General features: G+C 61.3%; 16 protein-coding genes. 9 read left to right on the top strand and 7 right to left on the bottom strand.

The window, feature by feature from the left end:
• Positions 1-19: 19 nt before the first annotated feature.
• Complete coding sequence (locus ACFWEM_RS32990; protein ID WP_378539850.1) at positions 20-1,120, top strand: Glu/Leu/Phe/Val dehydrogenase dimerization domain-containing protein; 1,101 nt, start codon at positions 20-22, stop codon at positions 1,118-1,120.
• On the opposite strand, the gene ACFWEM_RS32985 is transcribed toward ACFWEM_RS32990, so the two are convergent.
• Both ACFWEM_RS32985 and ACFWEM_RS32980 read right to left on the bottom strand, forming a co-directional pair.
• The gene (locus ACFWEM_RS32985; RefSeq protein WP_378539849.1) at positions 1,055-1,963 is read right to left on the bottom strand and encodes a TIGR04222 domain-containing membrane protein; all 909 of its coding nucleotides are present in this window, start codon (positions 1,961-1,963) and stop codon (positions 1,055-1,057) included. The genes ACFWEM_RS32990 and ACFWEM_RS32985 overlap by 66 nt on opposite strands.
• Before the next feature lie 139 nt (positions 1,964-2,102).
• Positions 2,103-2,780: an SDR family oxidoreductase gene (locus ACFWEM_RS32980; RefSeq protein WP_378539848.1), complete on the bottom strand. Its 678-nt coding sequence runs from the start codon at positions 2,778-2,780 to the stop codon at positions 2,103-2,105.
• 77 nt (positions 2,781-2,857) lie between these two features.
• On the opposite strand from ACFWEM_RS32980, the gene ACFWEM_RS32975 reads away from it, so the two are divergent.
• From ACFWEM_RS32975 to ACFWEM_RS32960, 4 genes are all read left to right on the top strand, one after another.
• Positions 2,858-3,784, top strand: coding sequence for a metal ABC transporter substrate-binding protein (locus ACFWEM_RS32975; RefSeq protein WP_378445174.1), 927 nt, complete (start codon positions 2,858-2,860; stop codon positions 3,782-3,784).
• Positions 3,781-4,512, top strand: coding sequence for a metal ABC transporter ATP-binding protein (locus tag ACFWEM_RS32970; protein ID WP_378539847.1), 732 nt, complete (start codon positions 3,781-3,783; stop codon positions 4,510-4,512). Before ACFWEM_RS32975 ends, ACFWEM_RS32970 begins: the two co-directional genes overlap by 4 nt.
• Before the next feature lie 3 nt (positions 4,513-4,515).
• A complete protein-coding gene (locus tag ACFWEM_RS32965; protein ID WP_378539846.1) occupies positions 4,516-5,394 on the top strand; it encodes a metal ABC transporter permease in 879 nt (292 codons plus the stop codon).
• A 149-nt stretch (positions 5,395-5,543) separates the two neighbouring features.
• The gene (locus ACFWEM_RS32960) at positions 5,544-7,118 is read left to right on the top strand and encodes a diguanylate cyclase (RefSeq protein ID WP_378539845.1); all 1,575 of its coding nucleotides are present in this window, start codon (positions 5,544-5,546) and stop codon (positions 7,116-7,118) included.
• Here ACFWEM_RS32960 and ACFWEM_RS32955 read toward each other — a convergent pair.
• Both ACFWEM_RS32955 and ACFWEM_RS32950 read right to left on the bottom strand, forming a co-directional pair.
• On the bottom strand, positions 7,107-7,856 hold the full coding sequence (locus tag ACFWEM_RS32955; RefSeq protein WP_378539900.1) for a cyclase family protein: 750 nt from the start codon (positions 7,854-7,856) through the stop codon (positions 7,107-7,109). The genes ACFWEM_RS32960 and ACFWEM_RS32955 overlap by 12 nt on opposite strands.
• 144 nt (positions 7,857-8,000) lie before the next feature.
• Positions 8,001-8,411 carry a TIGR03668 family PPOX class F420-dependent oxidoreductase gene (locus tag ACFWEM_RS32950; RefSeq protein WP_378539844.1) on the bottom strand — a complete coding sequence of 137 codons (411 nt, stop codon included), beginning with the start codon at positions 8,409-8,411 and terminating at the stop codon, positions 8,001-8,003.
• A 60-nt stretch (positions 8,412-8,471) separates the two neighbouring features.
• On the opposite strand from ACFWEM_RS32950, the gene ACFWEM_RS32945 reads away from it, so the two are divergent.
• The gene (locus ACFWEM_RS32945; protein WP_378539843.1) at positions 8,472-9,473 is read left to right on the top strand and encodes a PHP domain-containing protein; all 1,002 of its coding nucleotides are present in this window, start codon (positions 8,472-8,474) and stop codon (positions 9,471-9,473) included.
• A gap of 974 nt (positions 9,474-10,447) precedes the next feature.
• Here ACFWEM_RS32945 and ACFWEM_RS32940 read toward each other — a convergent pair.
• From ACFWEM_RS32940 to ACFWEM_RS32930, 3 genes are all read right to left on the bottom strand, one after another.
• Positions 10,448-11,842: a DUF222 domain-containing protein gene (locus ACFWEM_RS32940; protein WP_378539842.1), complete on the bottom strand. Its 1,395-nt coding sequence runs from the start codon at positions 11,840-11,842 to the stop codon at positions 10,448-10,450.
• Between the two features lie 119 nt (positions 11,843-11,961).
• Positions 11,962-12,873, bottom strand: a complete 912-nt coding sequence (locus ACFWEM_RS32935) for a cation transporter (RefSeq protein ID WP_378539841.1) — start codon at positions 12,871-12,873, stop codon at positions 11,962-11,964.
• A gap of 72 nt (positions 12,874-12,945) precedes the next feature.
• Positions 12,946-13,644 carry a haloacid dehalogenase type II gene (locus ACFWEM_RS32930; RefSeq protein WP_378539840.1) on the bottom strand — a complete coding sequence of 233 codons (699 nt, stop codon included), beginning with the start codon at positions 13,642-13,644 and terminating at the stop codon, positions 12,946-12,948.
• 110 nt (positions 13,645-13,754) lie between these two features.
• On the opposite strand from ACFWEM_RS32930, the gene ACFWEM_RS32925 reads away from it, so the two are divergent.
• The 3 genes from ACFWEM_RS32925 to ACFWEM_RS32915 form a co-directional block, all read left to right on the top strand.
• Positions 13,755-15,092, top strand: coding sequence for an amylo-alpha-1,6-glucosidase (locus tag ACFWEM_RS32925; RefSeq protein WP_378539839.1), 1,338 nt, complete (start codon positions 13,755-13,757; stop codon positions 15,090-15,092).
• 56 nt (positions 15,093-15,148) lie between these two features.
• Complete coding sequence (locus ACFWEM_RS32920; RefSeq protein ID WP_378539838.1) at positions 15,149-15,895, top strand: glycoside hydrolase family 25 protein; 747 nt, start codon at positions 15,149-15,151, stop codon at positions 15,893-15,895.
• 969 nt (positions 15,896-16,864) lie between these two features.
• A partial coding sequence (locus ACFWEM_RS32915; RefSeq protein WP_378539837.1) for an isopeptide-forming domain-containing fimbrial protein occupies positions 16,865-20,125 on the top strand: 3,261 nt, incomplete at its 3' end.

Here is a 20,125-nt window from a genome sequence, read left to right as displayed (position 1 = left end):
GACTGGAAGAGGATTTGTTATGAGTATCGACGACGAACTGCGCTGGGACGGTGAACTGACCGTCACACGCCATGATCGTGAGACCGGCACGACTTTCGTGATTCGAATCGACTCCACTCGCCTGGGACCGGCGTCGGGTGGCACGCGGGCCGCTCACTATCCCTCCATCGGTCACGCATTGGCGGACGCCGGGAAGCTCGCCGGCGCAATGACTTTGAAGATGGCGGTCTCCGATCTGCCGATGGGTGGCGGGAAGTCGGTGATAGCGCTACCTGCACCGCGCAATCAGATCGACGCCGCAACCTGGACCCGTATCCTCGACATCCACGCCGAGAACATCGACAAGCTCGAAGGAAACTACTGGACCGGTCCTGACGTCAACACCAACTCTTCCGACATGGATCAGCTCAGCCGCACCACCAAATACGTCTTCGGGCGTTCGGTCGGCAACGGTGGCGCCGGTTCCAGCGCGCACGCCACGGCACTAGGGGTGTTCGAAGCGATGAAAGCCACGGCGCGTCGCCGTGGACTCGGAACACTCGACGGCCGAACGGTACTCGTACAGGGACTCGGCGCCGTCGGCAGCGATGTTGTCCGCCTCGCGGCGCAGGCTGGGGCACGTCTGCTGGTTGCCGATACGGACCCGCAGCGCCTCGAGGCGGCGTCGCTCGCGGGGCACACGGTCGTTCCTGCGGACGAGGTACTCCGAACACCGTGTGACCTCTTTGCTCCCTGCGCGATGGGAGGCATCATCGATTCCGCTGCTGCGGCGTCGATTCCGGCTCTCGCAGTGGTCGGCGCAGCGAACAACATCTTGGCCGACGCGGCTGCCGGCGAGGTTCTGCGAAGCCGCGGGGTTCTCTGTGCCCCTGATTTTGTGGCCAATGCGGGCGGAGCCTTTCACCTCGTGGGGCGAGAAGTCCTGGGGTGGAACGAAGACGACGTCGTGGAGCGAACCCGAGGGATCGGCCGGACGTTGGACGAGGTGTATTCATTGAGCGAGGAACGTGGCATCACTACCGAGGACGCCGCGCTCCTGCTCGCGCGTGCGCGGCTATCCCCCACACCCACCGCCGCCGCAACTGCTACCGCTGCCGCCACCGCCGTCCGAGCCGGATGAGCCGGAAGAGGAGCCGCAACTGTAGTAGCTCGAACTGGCACCGCCCGGGCTGTACGCAGCGCCCGCAGCCACGGCCCCCGCGAGCGCCGGATCGATCAGAACCAGAGCGCCCGAACCGAAGAGCGCTGCCGAGAGTCCGGCGAGTGACGGACCGTAGCTGGTGTACGAAGGTCGCAGTTTCGGCGAGAGGTAGGAATTTTCGTGCTTGAGACGTCGAAGCTCGCTGTCGCCCAACGCCGTACGGCGACGCTTGATTCGTAGAAGCGGAATCATCAGCGCGAGAACGATGATGGTCAGGAGCAGAAACCCGACCGGCTTGCCGCCGGCGATTCCGGCGATGAGTCGGGCGATGCCGAGTGCAATTACCACCACGATCGGAACGGTCCGAAGGGCAGCAGTCAGACCGTCCTGCGGGCGCTGCAGGTAACCCTCGTCGATCAGCGTCGTACGTAGTTGTGCGAGTGCGATGTTCAGCCGCCCCATCAGACGCACTTGCCGCAGCGGGACTTTTCCGTTGCCGAGCCGCTTGTGCACCGTGCGGGTGAACCAGTCGAGACGACTCTTGTCCTCGGCAGTGAGCGCCAGCTTGGTCTTACCTTCGGTGCTGATCAGCTCGGCGCTGCGCAGAATAGCCATTGACGCCAGCACCGCTTGGTAGTCACTGGTCAAAGCGCCGATCTCGGGAGGAGTGAGAGGTCGACGAACGGCGTCGACGACCACGGGTGACCGGCGCGCAGACATTCGGCTGTAGAGCGAGAGCCCGATCGCGACGGCGGCTGCCACCAGGTACCACTGAAGGAAGGTCTGGCTGGAAATTCCCCACGTATCCGCATGATTATGCATTGCACACCACCTCTCGATGAACTCCTGTGAACAGATCCAGTCTCTTTGTCCGACAACTGATGTCAGTATCGGGCCAGTCCCGTGGAAAGCGATATCCGGATGGTCATCGTCACCATTCCGTTACCGGCGAACTGGGGATTTACCGGCCGGTAGGTCGGAGCACGATCTCCGTGGGGTGTGCGTCGGATGGCGTTTCGACGGCAGTGCGTACGGCTCGGGCCACGGTGGAGGCCTTCAGGAAGCACTCCGGGTCGTACTCGTCGCCTTCACCGGCGACGATGTCGCGCTGCATGTCGGTGTCGATCCGGCCGGGATGAATCGAGGTGACCCGCAGTGACGGCTCTTCGAGACGCAGGGCGTCGCCGAAAGCGCGCAGAGCGAACTTGCTGGCCGCATAGGAGCCCCAGCCGGCGTTGGCGCGAAGCCCGGCACCCGAATTGATCAGCACGACGTGACCTCCGGCTGCACGAAGCGCGGGCAGGAGTACACGCGTGAGCTCGGCAACGGCGATGACGTTTGCCTCGAGGGTGCGTCGCCACTGATCGACCGAGGATTCCTCGATGGTTCCGATGTCGGCCACGCCGGCGTTGTGTACCAGCACGTCGAGCGTCGTGATGGAGGAGGCGGTGACTGCGACGGCGTCGTAGTCCGTGAGGTCGAGGGGCAGAGGCGTCGATCCGGGCAGTTCGGCGCAGATCGGCTCGAGGGCCTGCGCGGATCGCGCACCGAGCAGCAGGTCGTGTGTCGGCGTCAGTTCGCGTGCGATGGCAGCTCCGAGGCCGCGACTGGAACCGGTGATCAAGGCAGTAGGACGCATGGTCCGAGCCTATCGAGTGAGGAATGTTCGGTGAGACGAACTTGTGTATTTGTTTACCCACATATTAGAGTTTGAACATGACGACTCGCGACGCGAAGAATTTCCGCCGCCTGGGAATTGCTGCCCTCGCCGCCCTGCTTCTTTCCAGCTGTTCGGCAGTGAATTCCGCTTCCGACGACGACCGCCCGGTAGTGCTGACCACGTTCACCGTGCTCTCGGACATTGCCCAGAACGTCGCGGGCGATCATCTGCGCGTCGAGTCGATCACCAAGGCAGGAGCGGAAATTCACGGCTACGAGCCGACGCCCGGGGACATTCGCCGCGCCAACGAGGCGGACCTGATCCTCGACAACGGCATGAACCTCGAGGCATGGTTCGCCAAGTTCGTCAACGGACTGGATGTGCCACACGTCGTAGTCAGCGATGGCGTCGAAGGCATCCCGATCGCCGGTGATGCCTATGCTGGCAAGCCCAATCCGCATGCGTGGATGTCTCCACTGAATACGCAGATCTACGTCGACAATATGGTGACGGCGTTCAGTGACCTCGATCCGGACAATGCTGCGGCATTTGCGGAGAACGGCGCGAAGTACAAGGCAGAACTGCAAGCGGTGCAAGACGGCCTGGTCAGTGGCCTGGCGGCATTGCCCGCAGGTCAGCGAGCACTTGTCAGCTGCGAGGGTGCGTTCTCCTATCTGGCCAGGGATGCGGGACTCAGCGAGGCGTACATCTGGCCGGTCAACGCCGAGCAGCAGGCGACGCCGCAGCAGATCATCGCCGCAATCGACTTCGTCCGGGCCAATTCCGTTCCCGCCGTCTTCTGTGAGTCGACGGTCTCGGATGCGCCCATGCAGCAGGTCGTCGGGGCGACCGGTGCGAAGTTCGGCGGAACGCTGTACGTCGATTCGCTGTCCGAAGCCGACGGTCCCGTGCCCACCTACCTGGACATGATTCGCCACGATACCGACGTCATCCTCGGCGGTCTGACCGGCGGTAAATCATGAACGAAGCCATTCGCGTCGAAAACGTCAGCGTTCACTACGGCGAGGTCCACGCACTGGACCATGTCGATCTGACGTTGAACTCGGGTAGCGTCTGCGGGCTGATCGGCATGAACGGTTCAGGCAAATCCACCTTGTTCAAGGTCATCATGGGAATGATCAAGCCGGACAACGGCTCTGTGAGAATCGCGGGCCTCGACGGAGCCGCTGCGCGGAAGAGCGGTCGCGTCGGATATGTGCCGCAGAGTGAAGACGTCGACTGGACCTTCCCGATCAGCGTGCGTGACGTCGTGATGATGGGCAGATACGGCCATCTCGGGTTTTTGCGGCGCCCGCGGCGCGCAGATCGCGAGGCGGTGGCCGAGGCGCTCGAGCGGGTGGAACTCACCGAATTCGCGGATCGCCAGATCGGACAGCTCTCGGGTGGTCAGAAGAAGCGCGCCTTCGTCGCACGCGGTATCGCACAGGACGCGTCGATACTCTTGCTGGACGAGCCGTTTGCCGGCGTCGACAAGCGTTCCGAGGCAACGATTTCGGCGCTGCTACGAGAGTTGACCTCCGACGGCCGATCGATCTTGGTCTCGACCCACGATCTCCACGCGGTGCCGAAACTTTGCGACGAGGCAGTTCTGCTCATGCGCAAGGTCCTGGTGCATTCCGACCCGGACACCGTGCTTCAACCGGAAAACCTCGCCTTGGCTTTCGGTCTCGACGTGATGGACAGGACCTGATCGATGAACATCGTAGAACTGCTACTCGATCCTCTCCAGTACGGATTCATGGTGCGCGCGTTGGCCGTTGCGGTTGTGGCGGCGGTGGTCTGCGCGGTGCTCAGTTGCTGGTTGGTGCTCATCGGGTGGTCGCTGATGGGCGATGCCGTCTCGCACGCCGTACTGCCCGGTGTTGTCCTCGCTTACGTCTTCGGCGCTCCATTTGCCATAGGGGCCTTGATCTTCGGGTTGATCGCCGTAGCCCTGATCGGACTGATCCGTAACACCAGCCGCGTCAAGGAAGACGCCGCGATCGGTATCGTCTTCACGACTCTCTTTGCGTTCGGCTTGGTTCTCATCTCGGTGACCCCCAGCCAAACCGATCTCAATCACATCATCTTCGGCAACCTGCTGGGTGTGAGCTCGTCAGATCTTCTGCAGGTCGCGATACTCGGCGCGTTGGCGCTGGGCATTCTGTTGATCAAGCGGCGCGATCTGACGTTGTTCGCCTTCGACCCGGTCCATGCCAATGCGATTGGTCTCTCCCCCAAACGCCTCGGCGCCCTACTCCTCGGAGTTCTCGCGCTCACGTCGGTAGTGGCGCTGCAAGCTGTCGGAGTTGTGCTGGTGGTGGCGATGCTGATCATCCCCGGGGCGACGGCCTACCTTCTCACCGACAAGTTCTCACGGATGCTGGTGATAGCTCCCGTCGTCTCCGCACTATGCGCGATTACCGGTATCTACGTCAGCTACTACCTCGACACGGCTTCCGGTGGCATGGTCGTGATGACGCAGGGCATCGTGTTCGCCCTGGTGTATCTGTTCAGCCCGTCGCAAGGGGTCATCGCGAAATGGACTTCGCAGCGGCGTAGGGCCCGGGTGGAATACAGTGCCGTGGCGTAGCGAGCGATCTTGATCGTTCGTCCAGTTAACAATCCGCTACCAAATCGGGTAGGTTCGTACGGGCATTCGTCACCACGAACATTTCGGCCGCAACGATGGCGGCCGCAAGACAATCGGTGGTGACGCCTTGAACACCGATGGGTTCTTCGATGACGCAGTTCCGAGCACGACGCACGTGGCTGGTTCTCGGCGTCGTTGTCGCGGTCATCGCCCTCGCCGGATCCGGGCTGCTAAGCCCACGAGCTTCGGTTTTGGTGGACGATATCGCCCAGCTCGTCGGCGGAGCCACCGCGACTGCGGTCTGTTGGTGGACATCGCGGCGCCATCACGGCGTCGAGCGTCGTTGGCGAACTCTGATGGCTCTCGGTATGGCCGGCTGGACTCTCGGGATGTTCTTCTGGGCGTTCTACCGCTCGGTTCTGCATGTTCCCCTTCCGTCGCCGTCGATTGCGGACATCGGTTTCTTCATGTTCCCGGTGTTTGCCGTGCCGGCGCTTCTGTCGTTGGTGCGCCAGTCACCCCGACGTGAGGCGATCGGTCCGATCCACCTCTGGATGGTGCTGACGCTCGACGGTCTGGTCGTGGTCGGTGGATTGTTCATCCTCACGTGGACGACTGCCCTCGGCGCCGTCGTGCACACCGGTCCGACTGGCTCTCTCGGGTTTCTCGTCGCGGTGATGTATCCGATCACCGACTTCGTTCTGATCGCGATGGTCTTGCTGATGGTCATCGGACCGAAGGCTGTAGCCGAGATCCGTGAACCGCTGACGTTCCTCGGGTGCGGGTTGGTGATGCTCTCCCTTTCGGACAGCCTGTACGCGTACTTGGTGGCGATCGGCGCCGAGAGTATGCCGACAATCGCCGACGCGGGGTTCATCGCCGGCCCGCCGTTGATCGCGCTGGCGGCGTTGACCGAACGAGCCAAGCCACGGTCGCGCACAGCTCAACAACATTGGCGAAGTGATCGGACTCAATTGCTGCTGCCGTACCTGTTGATCGCGGTCATCGCGACGATCGTGACGGTTCAGGCCCTCATCGTCGGCAACCTCGATGCCGTGGTCGTGATACTCGGCGTCGTCGTGCTGGTTCTCGCGCTGGTGCGCCAAATACTCACTCTCCTCGAGAACGACGCGCTCCTCCAACAGATATCCGCTGCCCAGGACGAGCTCCGGTACCGAGCACATCACGACCCACTCACCGAGCTCGCCAACCGGGCCGCGTTCGACGAGCACTTCGCAAGTGCCATCGACGACTACCGCCACACGAAGTCCGAACGGGTGCTGATGCTTGTCGACCTGGACGATTTCAAGCAGGTCAACGATCAGTACGGGCATCCAGCCGGTGATCGTTTACTGGTTGCCCTCACAGCACGTCTGCGCGAAGCGGTTCCCGAGAGTGCGTTTGTCGCTCGATTCGGGGGCGACGAGTTCACAGTGCTCCTGCAGGGCTCAATCGACGAAGCGGTCGTCGTAGCTCGAAGGATCGTCGACGCTCTCAGTAGTGATGGGATTGCAGGCGACATTTCGGTATCGGTAGGCGCGAGCGTCGGTGTCGCGTCGTTCGGGGCCGCGCAGTTCGGGGCCGGGGACGAACCACTCAGTGCGCACACTCTTCTTCGCCAGGCCGATGCGGCGATGTACGACGCGAAGAGAAGTGGAAAGGGCGCTGTCGTTGTCTACCGCGACCGCCGTCTATCGCGACCGCCGCAAAGACTAGCGCCGTAGGAGTGCGAAAATCGTTGCCGGTGAACCCGATCCGGCCTTGTTGATCGCGCCACCGACAAGGATGCTCGCCCCGGTGGTTGGGAGGGCGGCAAGATTGTTCAGGTTCTCCAGGCTGATTCGATGCTTGTCGTACAGGAGCGTCGAGACGGGGTAGGTCTCGTCGTTTCCGAGGTCGGGACCGAACGTGTCGGTTCCCAATGCTCCGCGGGTGCCCAGACGCCCGGTGTCGATCAGCCACTGCGCCGCGTCCACCGAGAAGCCGGGTTGGTGGGTGACGCCCTCCGCATCGGTGTTGGCATATTCTTCGCTACCCCAGCGCGATTCCCATCCGGTCCAGAGAACTACGGCCGCTCCATCGGGGATCTTGCCGTTGCGCGTCTCCCACTCCTGAATGTCCGCGACGGTGAGCGCATAGTCCGAATCGGCCGCAGCCTTGTCTCGGATGTCGATCTTCACCGCGGGCAGGAAGAGGTCGGCCGGATCGAGTTGGTCGGCTGTGAGGCCGCCTTCCTGGAAGTGCGCCGGCGCGCCCCAATGTGTGCCCGTGTGTTCGCCCTCCTTGACGTACTGAAGGTAGTAGCCGTCGTCTGCGATGGTTGCCGCTGTGTCGAGAGTGAACTCGGGATCGCCGGGAAACACCGGCGTCGTCGCGGGGTCGTTCACGTGCGAGAGCGAAACGACTGACAACAGCTCGTCCGGCGTTGCCGCGTCTTGGCTGCTTCCGGAACTGCTACCCATGTCGATCACCTGAGGTCCCGCTACCAGCGCCAGACCTGTGGCTGCGCGCTGAAGTAACTGCCGTCGTTTCATCGATCCCCCACCATTTTGTCCGAATTGAGAGTGTTGCAATCACTTTCGCTCCTTGAACACTAGGACAGAACCTTAGGCTGCTGCGGACCATGACGACCACTCCACATCGCGGACAGCTATCACCTGTCCGTGCGGTCGGTGATCTACGTACTGCGGATACTTTGCGGCCAAAGCATCGATCGCGCTCTCGGACTCCTCGGTGCCGGGGTCCAGAACCTCCGCATGTCCGTCGACGCGGACCCACCAGAGCGCGGACCAGTTGTCGTCGTAATGATCGACCAGCAGGCTTGCGCGCCCCGTCTCGGTGATGTTCCGGAGCCTGCGAAGCGCGGTGGTGGTTTTCGGTTTGTGGTCGACGCAGGAATAGACAGTTTCGCCGACCAGGGCGAATACCAGCGGCACGATGTGCGGAACGCCGGCCGCATCGGCCGTTGCCAGGTGAGCCACCCGCGCGGCTTCAAATCGTGCTCTCGGATCGTCCATAACCACAGCGTAAGTGGATCAAGGGTTGCCGCGAGCCACTGCTGACGGAACAGTGGTCTCATGGAACCGGATGAAGCGCTTCGGGAGATCGCCTACTGGCTCGAACGATCACGCGCCGAAACGCACCGCGTCAAGGCCTATCGCCGAGCCGCGGAGGTCTTCGCAGGATTGTCCGACGAGCAGAAGGAGTCTCGCCGTAAAGCCGACAGTTGGAAGGCTCTCACCGGCATCGGCCCCAAAACTGCAACGATCATCGCCCAGTCGTACGACGGCGTCCCCGAATATCTCGCAGAATTGCGCGAGCAGGCCGAGCCCATCGGAGACGGCCCGTTGCGCCAAGCCCTGCGCGGCGATCTCCACACACACTCCGACTGGTCCGACGGCGGAAGCCCCATCGAAGAGATGATGCGACGCGCAGCAGCACTGGGCCACGATTACTGCGCACTCACCGACCATTCGCCTCGCCTCACTGTTGCCAACGGGCTGTCCGCGGAGCGTCTACGTTCTCAACTCGACGTCATAGCCGGGTTGAATGCCGAACTGGCGCCCTTCCGCATCCTCACGGGAATCGAGGTGGACATCCTCGAAGACGGTTCATTGGATCAGGATCCAGATCTACTCGACGAACTCGACATCGTGGTGGCGAGCGTGCACTCGAAGCTGCGGTCAGAGAGCGAAGCGATGACGCGCAGAATGCTTGCTGCAGTGCGAAACCCGCGTGTCGATATTCTCGGACACTGCACCGGACGTCTCGTCGAGGGTGCTCGCGGAACCCGTCCTGAGTCGCAGTTCGATGCGGAGAAAGTGTTCGAGGCCTGCCGAGAATCAGGCACCGCCGTCGAGATCAACTCCCGACCGGAGCGTCGTGACCCGCCATCGCGATTGATCGAGTTGGCCCGCGATCTGGATTGTCTTTTCTCCATCGACACCGACGCCCATGCTCCTGGTCAGCTGGCTTGGCAGGGCTACGGCTGTGACCGGGCCGAAAAGTGCGGCGTCGAAGCGGATCGAGTGATCAATACCTGGACCGCCGAAAACCTTCTGGAGTGGGCGGGCAATTGACGGTCTCGGCACGCGTGCTGCTGATGGTGCCGTTGGTGGCGTCGCTTAGCCTGGCCACCGCTTGTTCGACCCCCTTCTGGCGCGATTCGGTGTACTTCACACCTCCTGAGGCTCGGGTGTTCGAGACTGCCGACTGTCTCGGAATTGATGTCGGATGGGGCCTATTCGGTGTCGATTTGTATTCGCATCCGAAACACGAAACAGGTTATCCTCCATCTGATTTCGATCCAGTGGCAGTATTTCGTTGCGAAGTCGACGAAGGTGCCTCCGGAGCGCTTACCGTCGACATGGTTCGCCTCGAAGGTGACGTAGCCGCCGTCAAGGATGCATATCGTGTCGATTCCGAGCGCTTTCCCGACAATGTCGATGCGAGTTGTGCAGCGAGCGAACTGGTGCCCGTCAAGCTGTGGATGGCCAACAGTGCCGGACAAGTGATGTTTCCGGCCTGGCCGTCGAGTCCGTGCGGTTTTCAAATCGGGCCTCTCGATTCGCTTCGATCTCTGCATGAAGTCGAACGTGTCCGAACTTCGTTGAGTCTTTCTCCGACGATGGCAAATTGCGATCGCTCGTCTGCCGGTCAATTCGATCGGACAGATGCCAGAGAAGTCGACAAGGCACGCGAGCAGTTCGAGCGAGGTGAAGGCTATGACCCGCTCGACAATGAGCTTGCTACGCCTGTCGCTGATGTTGCAGGACTATCCGTGTGCCGGCATGAATCTCAGACAGGCGTGGACGTTATTCGCTTGTCCGAAGCGGAGAGTCGAGACGCGGTTGCCGCCATAGCCGCTGCTCCTATCGCTCCACCCTGTGATCAGATCGCGACTGTGACAGCATCATCAACCCTCCTACGGGCTGACGGATCGGGCGGTACTCCTGTGATTGTGGAGTTGGATGGATGTCGCCGCAGCGCCCTTTCCGGCTACCGAAGCACGCCGGAATGGGTCACCGAGGCGTTTGCTCGGTGACCTCCGGGTTCAGAGTCGTGTGGTGGAGCGGCGGGGTTTCTGGTCCGGGTCGATGCCCGGTGGTGGGATGAACCAGGGCAGGTGATCGGTGCCCATTCGGATTTCCCATTGTCCGGTGAATCCGGGTTTTCGGTGCATCAGGGTGTGGTGGGATCGGCAGAGTAGGACCAGGTTGTCCATGACGGTTGGTCCTCCTTTGGCCCAGTGTTTGATGTGGTGCGCGTCGGTCCAGGCGGGGACGCAGTCGCAGCCGGGGAAGGCGCACCCTTTGTCTCGGGCGATCAGTGCGGTTCGTTGCGCCGCGGTGACAAGCCTTTTCAGTGGGCTGGCGTCGAGTGGGGCACCGTTCTCGTCGAGGAGGACGCTAGAGAGCATGCAGTCGCAGGCGATCATGCGGGTGCGGCCGACGCTCAGCGGTCCCATCCAGGGCATGTGCCCGACATCGAGATCTTGCCTGTCGAGATCTGGCATGCCAAGGTCCAGGGTGTCGAGGTCGTCACCGTCGGACGGGTCGGGTGTCGAGGCATCACCTGTTGAGTGGCCTGTGGTGGAGGCGCATTCACGGTGGTAGGCCAAGTCTTTGGCGTTGATGTGCACGTTCAGGTGTGGGCGTTGGCCGCCGTCGATGCCGGTGGCCGCGTTGTCGAGGTAGCGCCGGATGAGTTCTGCCATGGCGTCGGCGTTGCGTGTGGCGGCGGATCGTTTGTCGGGTGTGCCGTCCTCGGCGGGGGTGGGCATCGAGAGGCTGGAGAGGGCGGAGAGAAGCATTTCGCCGGTTACACCGTCGAAATCGCCTCGGACGGCGACTCTACCGTTGAGGGTCGGGGAGATGCGGAGTTCGTTGCGGTCGGTGTCTTCGCTTGGCGGTGGGTCGTCGGATTCGAACATGTGCTCGAGGACGCTTATGGCGTAGCGCAGTTTGACGGTGGTTGCTTCGGTTCCGGATGCTGCGGCGAGGAGTGTGTCGCGGCAGTACGGTAGTGCGGCTTCGGGCATTGCCTTGGGTGGGGATTCGCAGAATGCCACGATCAGTGCTGCGTGTTCGAAAGTGAGGTCACCGGCATCGAATTGGTTCTCGATCTCGGGAAATGATCGTAGGGCTTTTCCCAGGGCTGCGATTCTTCTGCCGGCGGGGATTTGCAGCATGGTGTGGTGTGCGAGCCATTCTCCGGTGCCGCGGTAGCAGAGCACTTGTTCGTCTGGGTTCAACGTCAAGGTGTCGAGGGCGGCTACTCGAATGGCTTCCAGGCGAAGGATTTCCGCTGATGCAGCGATGGCGATTTCGCGGACGTCGGTGGGGTGCAGCCGCCACAATCGTGCGCGCACACCCACTGCGGAGCTGTTGACCACGTCGGTGACAGCATCATTGCCAGTGACAGCGTCGTCGGTGATGTTGATCGTCATGAGAACCCCCCGTTCCATCTCCCATCTTACTCGAACAAACTTTCGAGTCAAGGAATTGTTTCGGAAGGCGAAGACGATCGCATGGACGTGATTCTGTTGTTCGAGAGCAGATTCCGTCGCTAGAGCATCAGTGCCGGATCTGTGGTCAGTTCGATGTTCAGCCATGGTTCGTAGGGAAGGTCGGCGAGGCTGGCGGCGAACGAGCGTCGTACCGCGTCTTCACCGTCGATGTCCCAGCTGTGCGGCGCGACCATGAACGTCGCTTCGATATACAGCTTGCGACCGACTTTGCTCATCGTGAGAGTCGGTTCGTCCAAACCGAATTCGGCGCGGACGGCGGTAATGGCTTCGCGGACTCGGGTCTGAACCTGTTCTCCGGGAGCGCCTTCGAGGAGTTCGATCAGTGCGGTTCGCAGAAGTGCGTACGGTTGTGGGACCAACATCGCGCAGCCGAGGAGGACCAAGACGGAGTCGACGTATCGGTCGGCGTCGGAAAAATCTGTGCGGCCCAAGATCATTGCGACGACAGCGCCGACGGCAACCAGCGCGCTGAAGGCAGCCGATGCTCCCCACTGCCTGGCTTCGGCGACCAGCAGATCCGACGTGCGGTCGACTTGGCCGACGTAGCGCCAGATGACGATCGACACCACTGCGCTGACAGCGCCGTATGCCACCAACGATCCCGCGGTGACGTCGGCCCCGCCCGCGAGGATGACACGAACTGCCTCGACTGCGGCGTAGGCGAGCGTCGCCAGTAATGCCATGCCCTGGACGGCGATGACTACGGGAATCAACGCCTCTTTGCCGAAGGGGAAGCGTGCGGTGGGGCCCGAGTCGGCTATCCGCGAGACCCGCAGCGACAGCGCCGTGAGCACCATTCCGATGAGGGCGTACACACCGTCGAGCAGGATCACCTGGGACTGCGAGATCCAGCCCCAGAATGCGGCGAGTACAGCCAACGCCGTCGCGACCACGAGCGAGTACCGCAGGGCCTTGCGTTCGCGGGTAGCGCTGTCTTCCTTGGTGCCCATGAATTCCAAACCGCCTGTCCGTTTCGATATTCCTTCACGTAGGAATACCAGCAACGACGCGCGGGCACGGCATCAGAGCACCAATTGCGCTGCCAGATCGAGAAAGTCCTCGGCGTTGATGTCGAACTCGTCGGAAAAAGCCACATCGGGATTGCCCTCGGCTCCGAATTCGAGGGGTCGGGCGATGAAGGCGGTGCGGAATCCGAGAGCTTTGGCCGCCCGGATGTCGTATTTGTGGCTGGCAACCATCATGATCTCGGCCGGGTCGTAGCCGAGGTATCGAGCAGCCAGGTGGTAGATCTTCGGATCGGGTTTGAACACGCCGGCCATCTCGGCGGTGAAGACGGCATGCCAGGGCAGATTTCCGTGCCGGGAGATGCTGACTGCGGCATTCACGTCAGCGTTGGACAAAGCAGCGATTGTGTACTGCTGGCGCAGGGTTGTCAGGCCGGCGACAGTGTCGGGCCACGGGTCCAGGAATTTCCAGGCGGTGGTGAGTTCTTCCTGTTCGGCATCGGAAAGTTCGATGTTCTCGCGGGCCAACAGCTTGCGCAGAGCCTCGCGGTACACCGAATGTACTGTCACCCATTCGCCCGTGGAGTCGTCGACCTCGGAGGTGTTCGCGAAGTATTCAGCGCGCCAGAGATTGACGAATCGCGACCAGTCGACGTCGGCGTCGGTGATTCGACGGGCCTCTCTACAGAGAGTGCTGTGAAAATCTGTTGCTGTGCCCTGCACGTCGAACAGCAGTGCTTTGATCTTCTCGCGCACAAGGCCTCCACCCCGAGATCGCCTGACGGTGATGCCACCCTAGCGCGGTTGCCGCGCCCGATTCGTGCTCGGTGAGCGCAAAGGCTCGACGCGTCGCAAAATAGACATCTATGGCCGACCGCGGATTCACCCCGACTCAGCTCGCCGCCCGAGCTGCCTACCTGCTGCGCGGAAACGACCTGGGCACGATGACCAGCGCCGCCCCGAAGCTGTATCCCCACATGTGGAGCTGGGACGCGGCGTTCGTCGCGGTGGGTTTGGCGCCGCTCAGCGTCGAACGGGCGGTAGTAGAGCTCGATACTTTGCTCTCGGCTCAGTGGAAGAACGGAATGATTCCGCACATCGTGTTCGCGAACGGTGTCGACGGCTACTTCCCCGGCCCGACGCGGTGGGACGTCAACGCCTTGGCTGCGCACGCGCCTCTGGGAACCGCTACGTCGGGAATCACCCAACCCCCCGTTCACGCGATCGCGGTGCAGCGGATTCTCGATCATTCGCGTCGGCACGGACGTACGACGCGTGCGGTCGCAGAAGAGTTCCTCGACCGGCGCTGGAGCGATCTGGTTCGGTGGCACCGGTGGTTGGCGGAGGCCCGCGATCTCGACGGCAACGGCCGTATCGCGCTCTATCACGGGTGGGAATCTGGGATGGACAACTCTCCGCGGTGGGATCTGGCGTACGCGAATGTTGTTGCGGGACAAGTGCCTGCGTATCAGCGTGCTGATCTCGCTGTGGTGACGGACCTGTCTCAGCGTCCCACGGATCACGAATACGACCGCTACCTTTGGCTTCTCGAAGAGATGAAGGCCGTGCGGTACGAGGACTCTCAGCTCGCCACGGCCATGAGTTTTGCCGTCGAGGACGTGTTTGTCAGTGCAGTCTTCTCGATGGCATGCGACGTCTTGGCAACTATCGGTGAGGAGCATTCGCGGCCGAACTCCGACGTCCGTGATCTGCGCGGTTGGGCAGATCGATTCCGGCAGGGCGTGATTGCCACCACCGATGAACGATCTGGTGCAGCAAAGGATTTCGATCTTCGCATCGGGCGATGGGTTCATACCGAGACCATCGCGATGTTTGCACCGTTGCTGTGCGGCGGTTTGAGCCGCGATGCCGAGCGCGCTTTGTTGCGCACTTTCGAGGGGCCTAAATTCTGCGGGCACCCGGACATGCGTTTTGCCGTTCCGCCGTCCACGTCTCCGGTTTCCGGTGATTTTCGCCCGCGCGAGTATTGGCGTGGCCCGGTGTGGCCGGTCATCACGTGGTTGTTCTCGTGGGCGTTCGCGCGCCGGGGTTGGGCCGAGCGATCGCACGTCTTGCGTTCTGAGGGGTTGAGACAGGCCAGCGACGGCACATTTGCCGAGTACTACGAGCCTTTCACCGGAGAACCGTTGGGGAGTATGCAACAGTCGTGGACGGCGGCGGCCGTTCTCGACTGGCTCGGTTGAGTGAACATTCCCTGAATTAGCGGACAAAACGGACTAGTCGACCTTACTCTCGTGAAATGGCCGAGCGACGGATCGTCAGGACACTGGGCAAGTTCACTCCGATCGCGATGGCTGCTGCCATCGCGATCACGGCACCTGGCCTCGCCGCTGCCGACGCTCCCCGCGGCCCGGACGTCTCTTCGTGGCAGCACGTGGACGGAACCGGAATCGACTGGTTCCAGGTCAAGGCGTCAGGGCACGAGTTCGCGATGGTCAAGGCCACCGAGTCGCTCAACTACGTCAATCCGTACTTCATCCAAGATTGCCTGGTCATGCGTGCTGCCGGCGTCTCACGCGGGGCGTACCACTATGCGGATGTTCGACAATCCCCCGAAGCTCAGGCCGCCTTCTACTCGGCGATCGTCTTGGGTATCAACGGACCTGGTGACCTGCCGCCCGTTCTGGATCTCGAGGACGCAAAGGGACTGCCCGCCGGACAGGTCATCGACTGGACTCATCGCTACCTCAATACAGTCCAGGCACTTACCGGGCGGCAGCCCATCATTTACACGTACCCCAACTTCTGGCGCACTCAGATGGCCAACACCACCGAGTTCAACCACTACCCGCTGTGGATCGCTGACTACAACGGGCAGAACGCCCCGGGGCCGCTACCCGGTGGTTGGTCCAACTGGACTTTCTGGCAGTACACCAGCACCGGACGCATCCCCGGTATCAATGGGAATACCGACATCAACGTCTACAGCGGAGCCCAGGGCGATTTCGATCGCTACGCCAACAGTGTGGGGTTCGGTAGCAGCTAGATTCTGCTGCTAGGCCTCGCTTTGCCCGTTTCGGGCCCTTCTGCCCTCGAAGTATCCATCTCGGCGCATGTGGAAGGGCCCTTTTTGGCGTCTTTACGACGCTTGGTTGGTTAGTCCGGTTGTTGCTCTCCGGTTACGAGAATTCTGCCGAAGGGTAGCCGGGTTGCTGAACATCCGACCAGCTGAGCGTGATTAAAAAGTAACTGCGTCGGAAAACGAGCAAAACTTCCTCGCGGGAAAAAGCCGAAAAAGGACTTGAGGTTCGGTCCGAATCGAGGGTGGCCGTCCGGTTTCTATCAAATTCGGCGCGTTGCTACTCAAATATCGGGACTTCATCGCGCTTCGTTACCAGCCGCCGTGGCTGGGCTCGATCGGAGTCAGTTCATTGAATTTCGGGGGCTGCGCGGTCGCCGGGGCCCTATTCGGTTCCGTTCGTCTGCTCCTTGTTTGAGTCGATGCGATGCGCCAAACAGGCGTTATAGATATTGGTCATTTGTCCAGATTTAACTTCCGCTCGCGGTTGTCGATCGTCCGGTCTGTTCAGCCAAAACGTCGAAATCAACGTAAGCGTCACAGTGGTGTGCCCAATCGGCCGAATTGTCCGTCTGAACAACTCCGCTCGACGCAGCTTGTCCGATCTACGAACGAAAACGTCAAACGGTCCGCTTTGTCTCGCTTTCGATGGGCAAGCTCCCGGTTATCTGTTATCTTGATGCAGATAACTGGAAGGTTGCTCTCGATTTGCATGGATTTCGAGGGCCAAGGTCCTGTTCAGGGCGGCTCTTCCAACACACAGGTGTTTCCGAAGAGGAGCTCGAATGACAGGACCGGCAGCAGCGTCCGGTGCGAGGTTGATCAGCCGAATGCAGGCACATCGACCCGAACCAACCGATCAATCGGGAGTTCGCGCCAGCGCTCTCGCATCTCAGTCCACTGAACATCGATCAGGCACATCCTGGGGAGTAAGAAATGCCTAACGACTTACCGCCGACTAGGTCGGTCATCTTCACCGCAGGGCTACCGCCCTGGGTGCGAGCGTGGACGGTGGTATGGACCGCCATCGCGATGATTCTCGGTATCTCCGGCGCGACGGCGGTCGTTGCGTCCGCACAACCGGCTACCACGCTCGGCGGTCCCGTACAGGCTCAGGCACCGGCTCGCGCCGCTGTTCTTCCTGACGAACAGCCGGCAAAGGGCTGCGCGTTCAGCGCCCCTGGTACCGGTCCGTTCTCGCAGAACATCTGCTGGATCGATATGTCGACGCTCAATGCGACCACGGCTGCTTCTGCGGCCGGGCAGTCGATGGAAATCCAGCTCACCGACGGCTACAAGATCAGCTTCAAGGCTTTCCTCACCGACTCGGTAGCGGGTAAGACTCACCAGGGAATCGAAACTAGAGCTTTCCCCACGTTGAGCTATGCGGCGTTGGGAACTTCCGCGTACACGGGTGTGCCGACGACGATCAAGCCGGCGATCTACCAGACGTCGTCCGTGAATGGACAGTCTGGCGGAACGGTGTCGCTGAAGAACATCGTGATGACGGGGCCGAATGGCCCTGTCAACAACTACGGTCTCGTAGCAGCCGACGCTGAGTCGACAGACGCGAATGTGAACCGTACTAACGACCGTGAATTCCTCACTTTCAGTTCGGACAAGTCTCTGCGTCAGATTGCACGTACCGTCGGTGCCGATGCTCCTGGCTACCCCGGAATTCAGGCCTGCGACGGTGGGCTGACAGCTATGCCCGCCACCACTGTGCGATGCGATTCGTGGAACTACGTCAATGGCCAAGAACGCTCGCCCGGAACGCTGGTCGTCGCATCGACTGCTCCGACAAGTTTCGCAGCCACTTTCGGAAATACCGTTCAGGACACCTCGCGTCAGGGTCTGGCGTTCGGTGTGCTGCTGTCGAAGGTCAAGATCGACAAGGACCTCACGCGCGTGACCCCCGGTGACGATTTCACTATCGGCATGAGCACCGGACACCACGCTGATGCGGGCGCCGCTGCAGCTACCGAGATCAAGAGCACCACAACCGGCGCTACTGATACGACGGCGTCGACTGGCTGGCGGACGCTCCTCGCAGATACGACACCTACTCCTGTCACGTTCTGGGAGAAGCCCACTACCTCGGCGACCAAGACCGCGAACTACGCGACGTCATGGGATTGCCAGGTGAACGGCGTGACCCAGTCACTCAGGGTCGGTGACGTTGCGCAGGCAGCACTTACACCGGGTGACAACGTGTACTGCAAGGTCAAGAACACCCCGGTTCTCGTGAAGAAGTCGTCGTCACCACCTACCGGTGAGACGGTCAATATCGGTCAAACAATCACCTACACTCTGAATTTCGAGAATCCCGGAACTGCTCCGGCGACGATCGACTACACGGACTACCTCGCTGACGTCATCGACGACGGAACTGTCGCGCTCGGGGCCGCAACCGGCGGACTCACCGCCGCATTGAATGGCACCGACAAGATCAAGGTCGGCGGCACGTTGCCGGCTGGCGGCAAGGGGACAGTCACATACACCGTCACTGTCAAAGATGGCGGCAACAAAGTCCTGAACAACTATCTGGTTCCGGGGACTACAACTCCTCCCACAACATGTGATCCTGCAACAAATCTCTGCACGACACATCCCATGCCTGGTTTCACGCTGACCAAGACGGCGGATCCGGCTTCCGGTTCGACGGTTCAGGCCGGCGACACCATTACGTACACCGTCACTGGTGCCAACACCGGCAAGACGGCCCTGACTCCCGCGACGATCACTGATGATCTGAGTGCGGTTCTCAATAACGCCGCTGTCGTTCCCGGTTCGCTGAAGGCGACCGTCGACGGTGCTCCTGTTGCTGCTCCGACTCTGTCGGGCAGCACTTTGTCGTGGTCCGCGAATCTTCAGGCCGGCAAGTCTGTTGTTCTGACCTATCAGGTGAAGGTCAATGCCGGTGTTGCCGCGGGCACGGTTCTGAACAACAAGGTCACGGGCACCGCGAAGCCGCCGACCGGGCCGGACATCACTCCTCCTCCGGTGGAGACGAATCACTCGGTTCCCGGCTTCACCTTGGAGAAGACTGCTGATCCGATTTCCGGTTCTACGGTTCAGGCCGGCGAGTCGATCAAGTACACCGTCACCGGCGCCAACACCGGCAAGACGAAGCTCGATCCCGTCAAGATCAATGATGATCTGGGTGCAGTTCTCAATAATGCTGCTGTCGTTCCCGGTTCGCTGAAGGCGACCGTCGACGGTGCTCCTGTTGCTGCTCCGACACTGTCAGGCACCACGCTCTCGTGGACCGGTGTTCTCGAAGCAGGCAAGTCTGTTGTCCTCACCTACGAGGTGAAGGTCAACGACGGTGTTGCCGCGGGCACGGTTCTGAACAACAAGGTCACCGGCACCGCGAAGCCGCCGACGGGTCCGGACATCACTCCTCCTCCGGTGGAGACGAATCACTCTGTTCCCGGTTTCACTGTCGCGAAGACTGCTGATCCGGCCTCGGGTACCGGTGTCAATGCTGGTCAGACGATCACGTACACCGTAACGGGCACGAACACCGGTAAGACAACGCTTGATCCGGTGGTATTGACCGATGATCTGTCGAAGGTTCTCGACAACGCTGCTCTGGTGGACGGTTCACTGAAGGCAGTAGTCGACGGTGCTTCTGTTGCTGCTCCGACCCTCTCGGGCACGACGCTTTCGTGGACTGGTGTTCTCGAGGCCGGTAAGTCGGTTGTTCTGACCTATCAGGTGAAGGTCAACGACGGTGTTGCCGGTGGCACACTGATCAACAACAAGGTCACGGGTACTGCGAAGCCGCCGACGGGTCCGGAGATCACTCCTCCGCCGGTCACGACCGAGCACCCGGTCTTGGCACCGAAGATTGCTGTGGTGAAGTCTTCTGATCCGGCATCGGGAACGAATGTTGTTGCCGGTCAGGACATCAAGTACACGCTCACGTTCTCGAACACCGGTAACGGTGCGGGTGAGGTCGCGTACTTCGATGATCTGCGTCAGGTTGTGGACAAGGGTGTTCTCAGTGGTTTGACGGCTGAGGCTCCGTTGGCTGCGACGATGTCGGGCACTGATGGTTTCTCGGTGACGGGAACCTTGGCGGCCGGCGAAACGAAGACGGTGACGTATTCGGTGAAGGTCAATGCCGATGTGGTCGGTGGGGTGTTCGTGAACAACTTCGTTGTTCCGGGTACGACTCCGCCGGTGGATCCT

Origin of the sequence: Rhodococcus sp. NPDC060176, from assembly GCF_042728675.1 — a bacterium.
Taxonomy (GTDB): domain Bacteria; phylum Actinomycetota; class Actinomycetes; order Mycobacteriales; family Mycobacteriaceae; genus Rhodococcus_F.
This window is presented reverse-complemented; position numbering and strand designations above follow the sequence as displayed.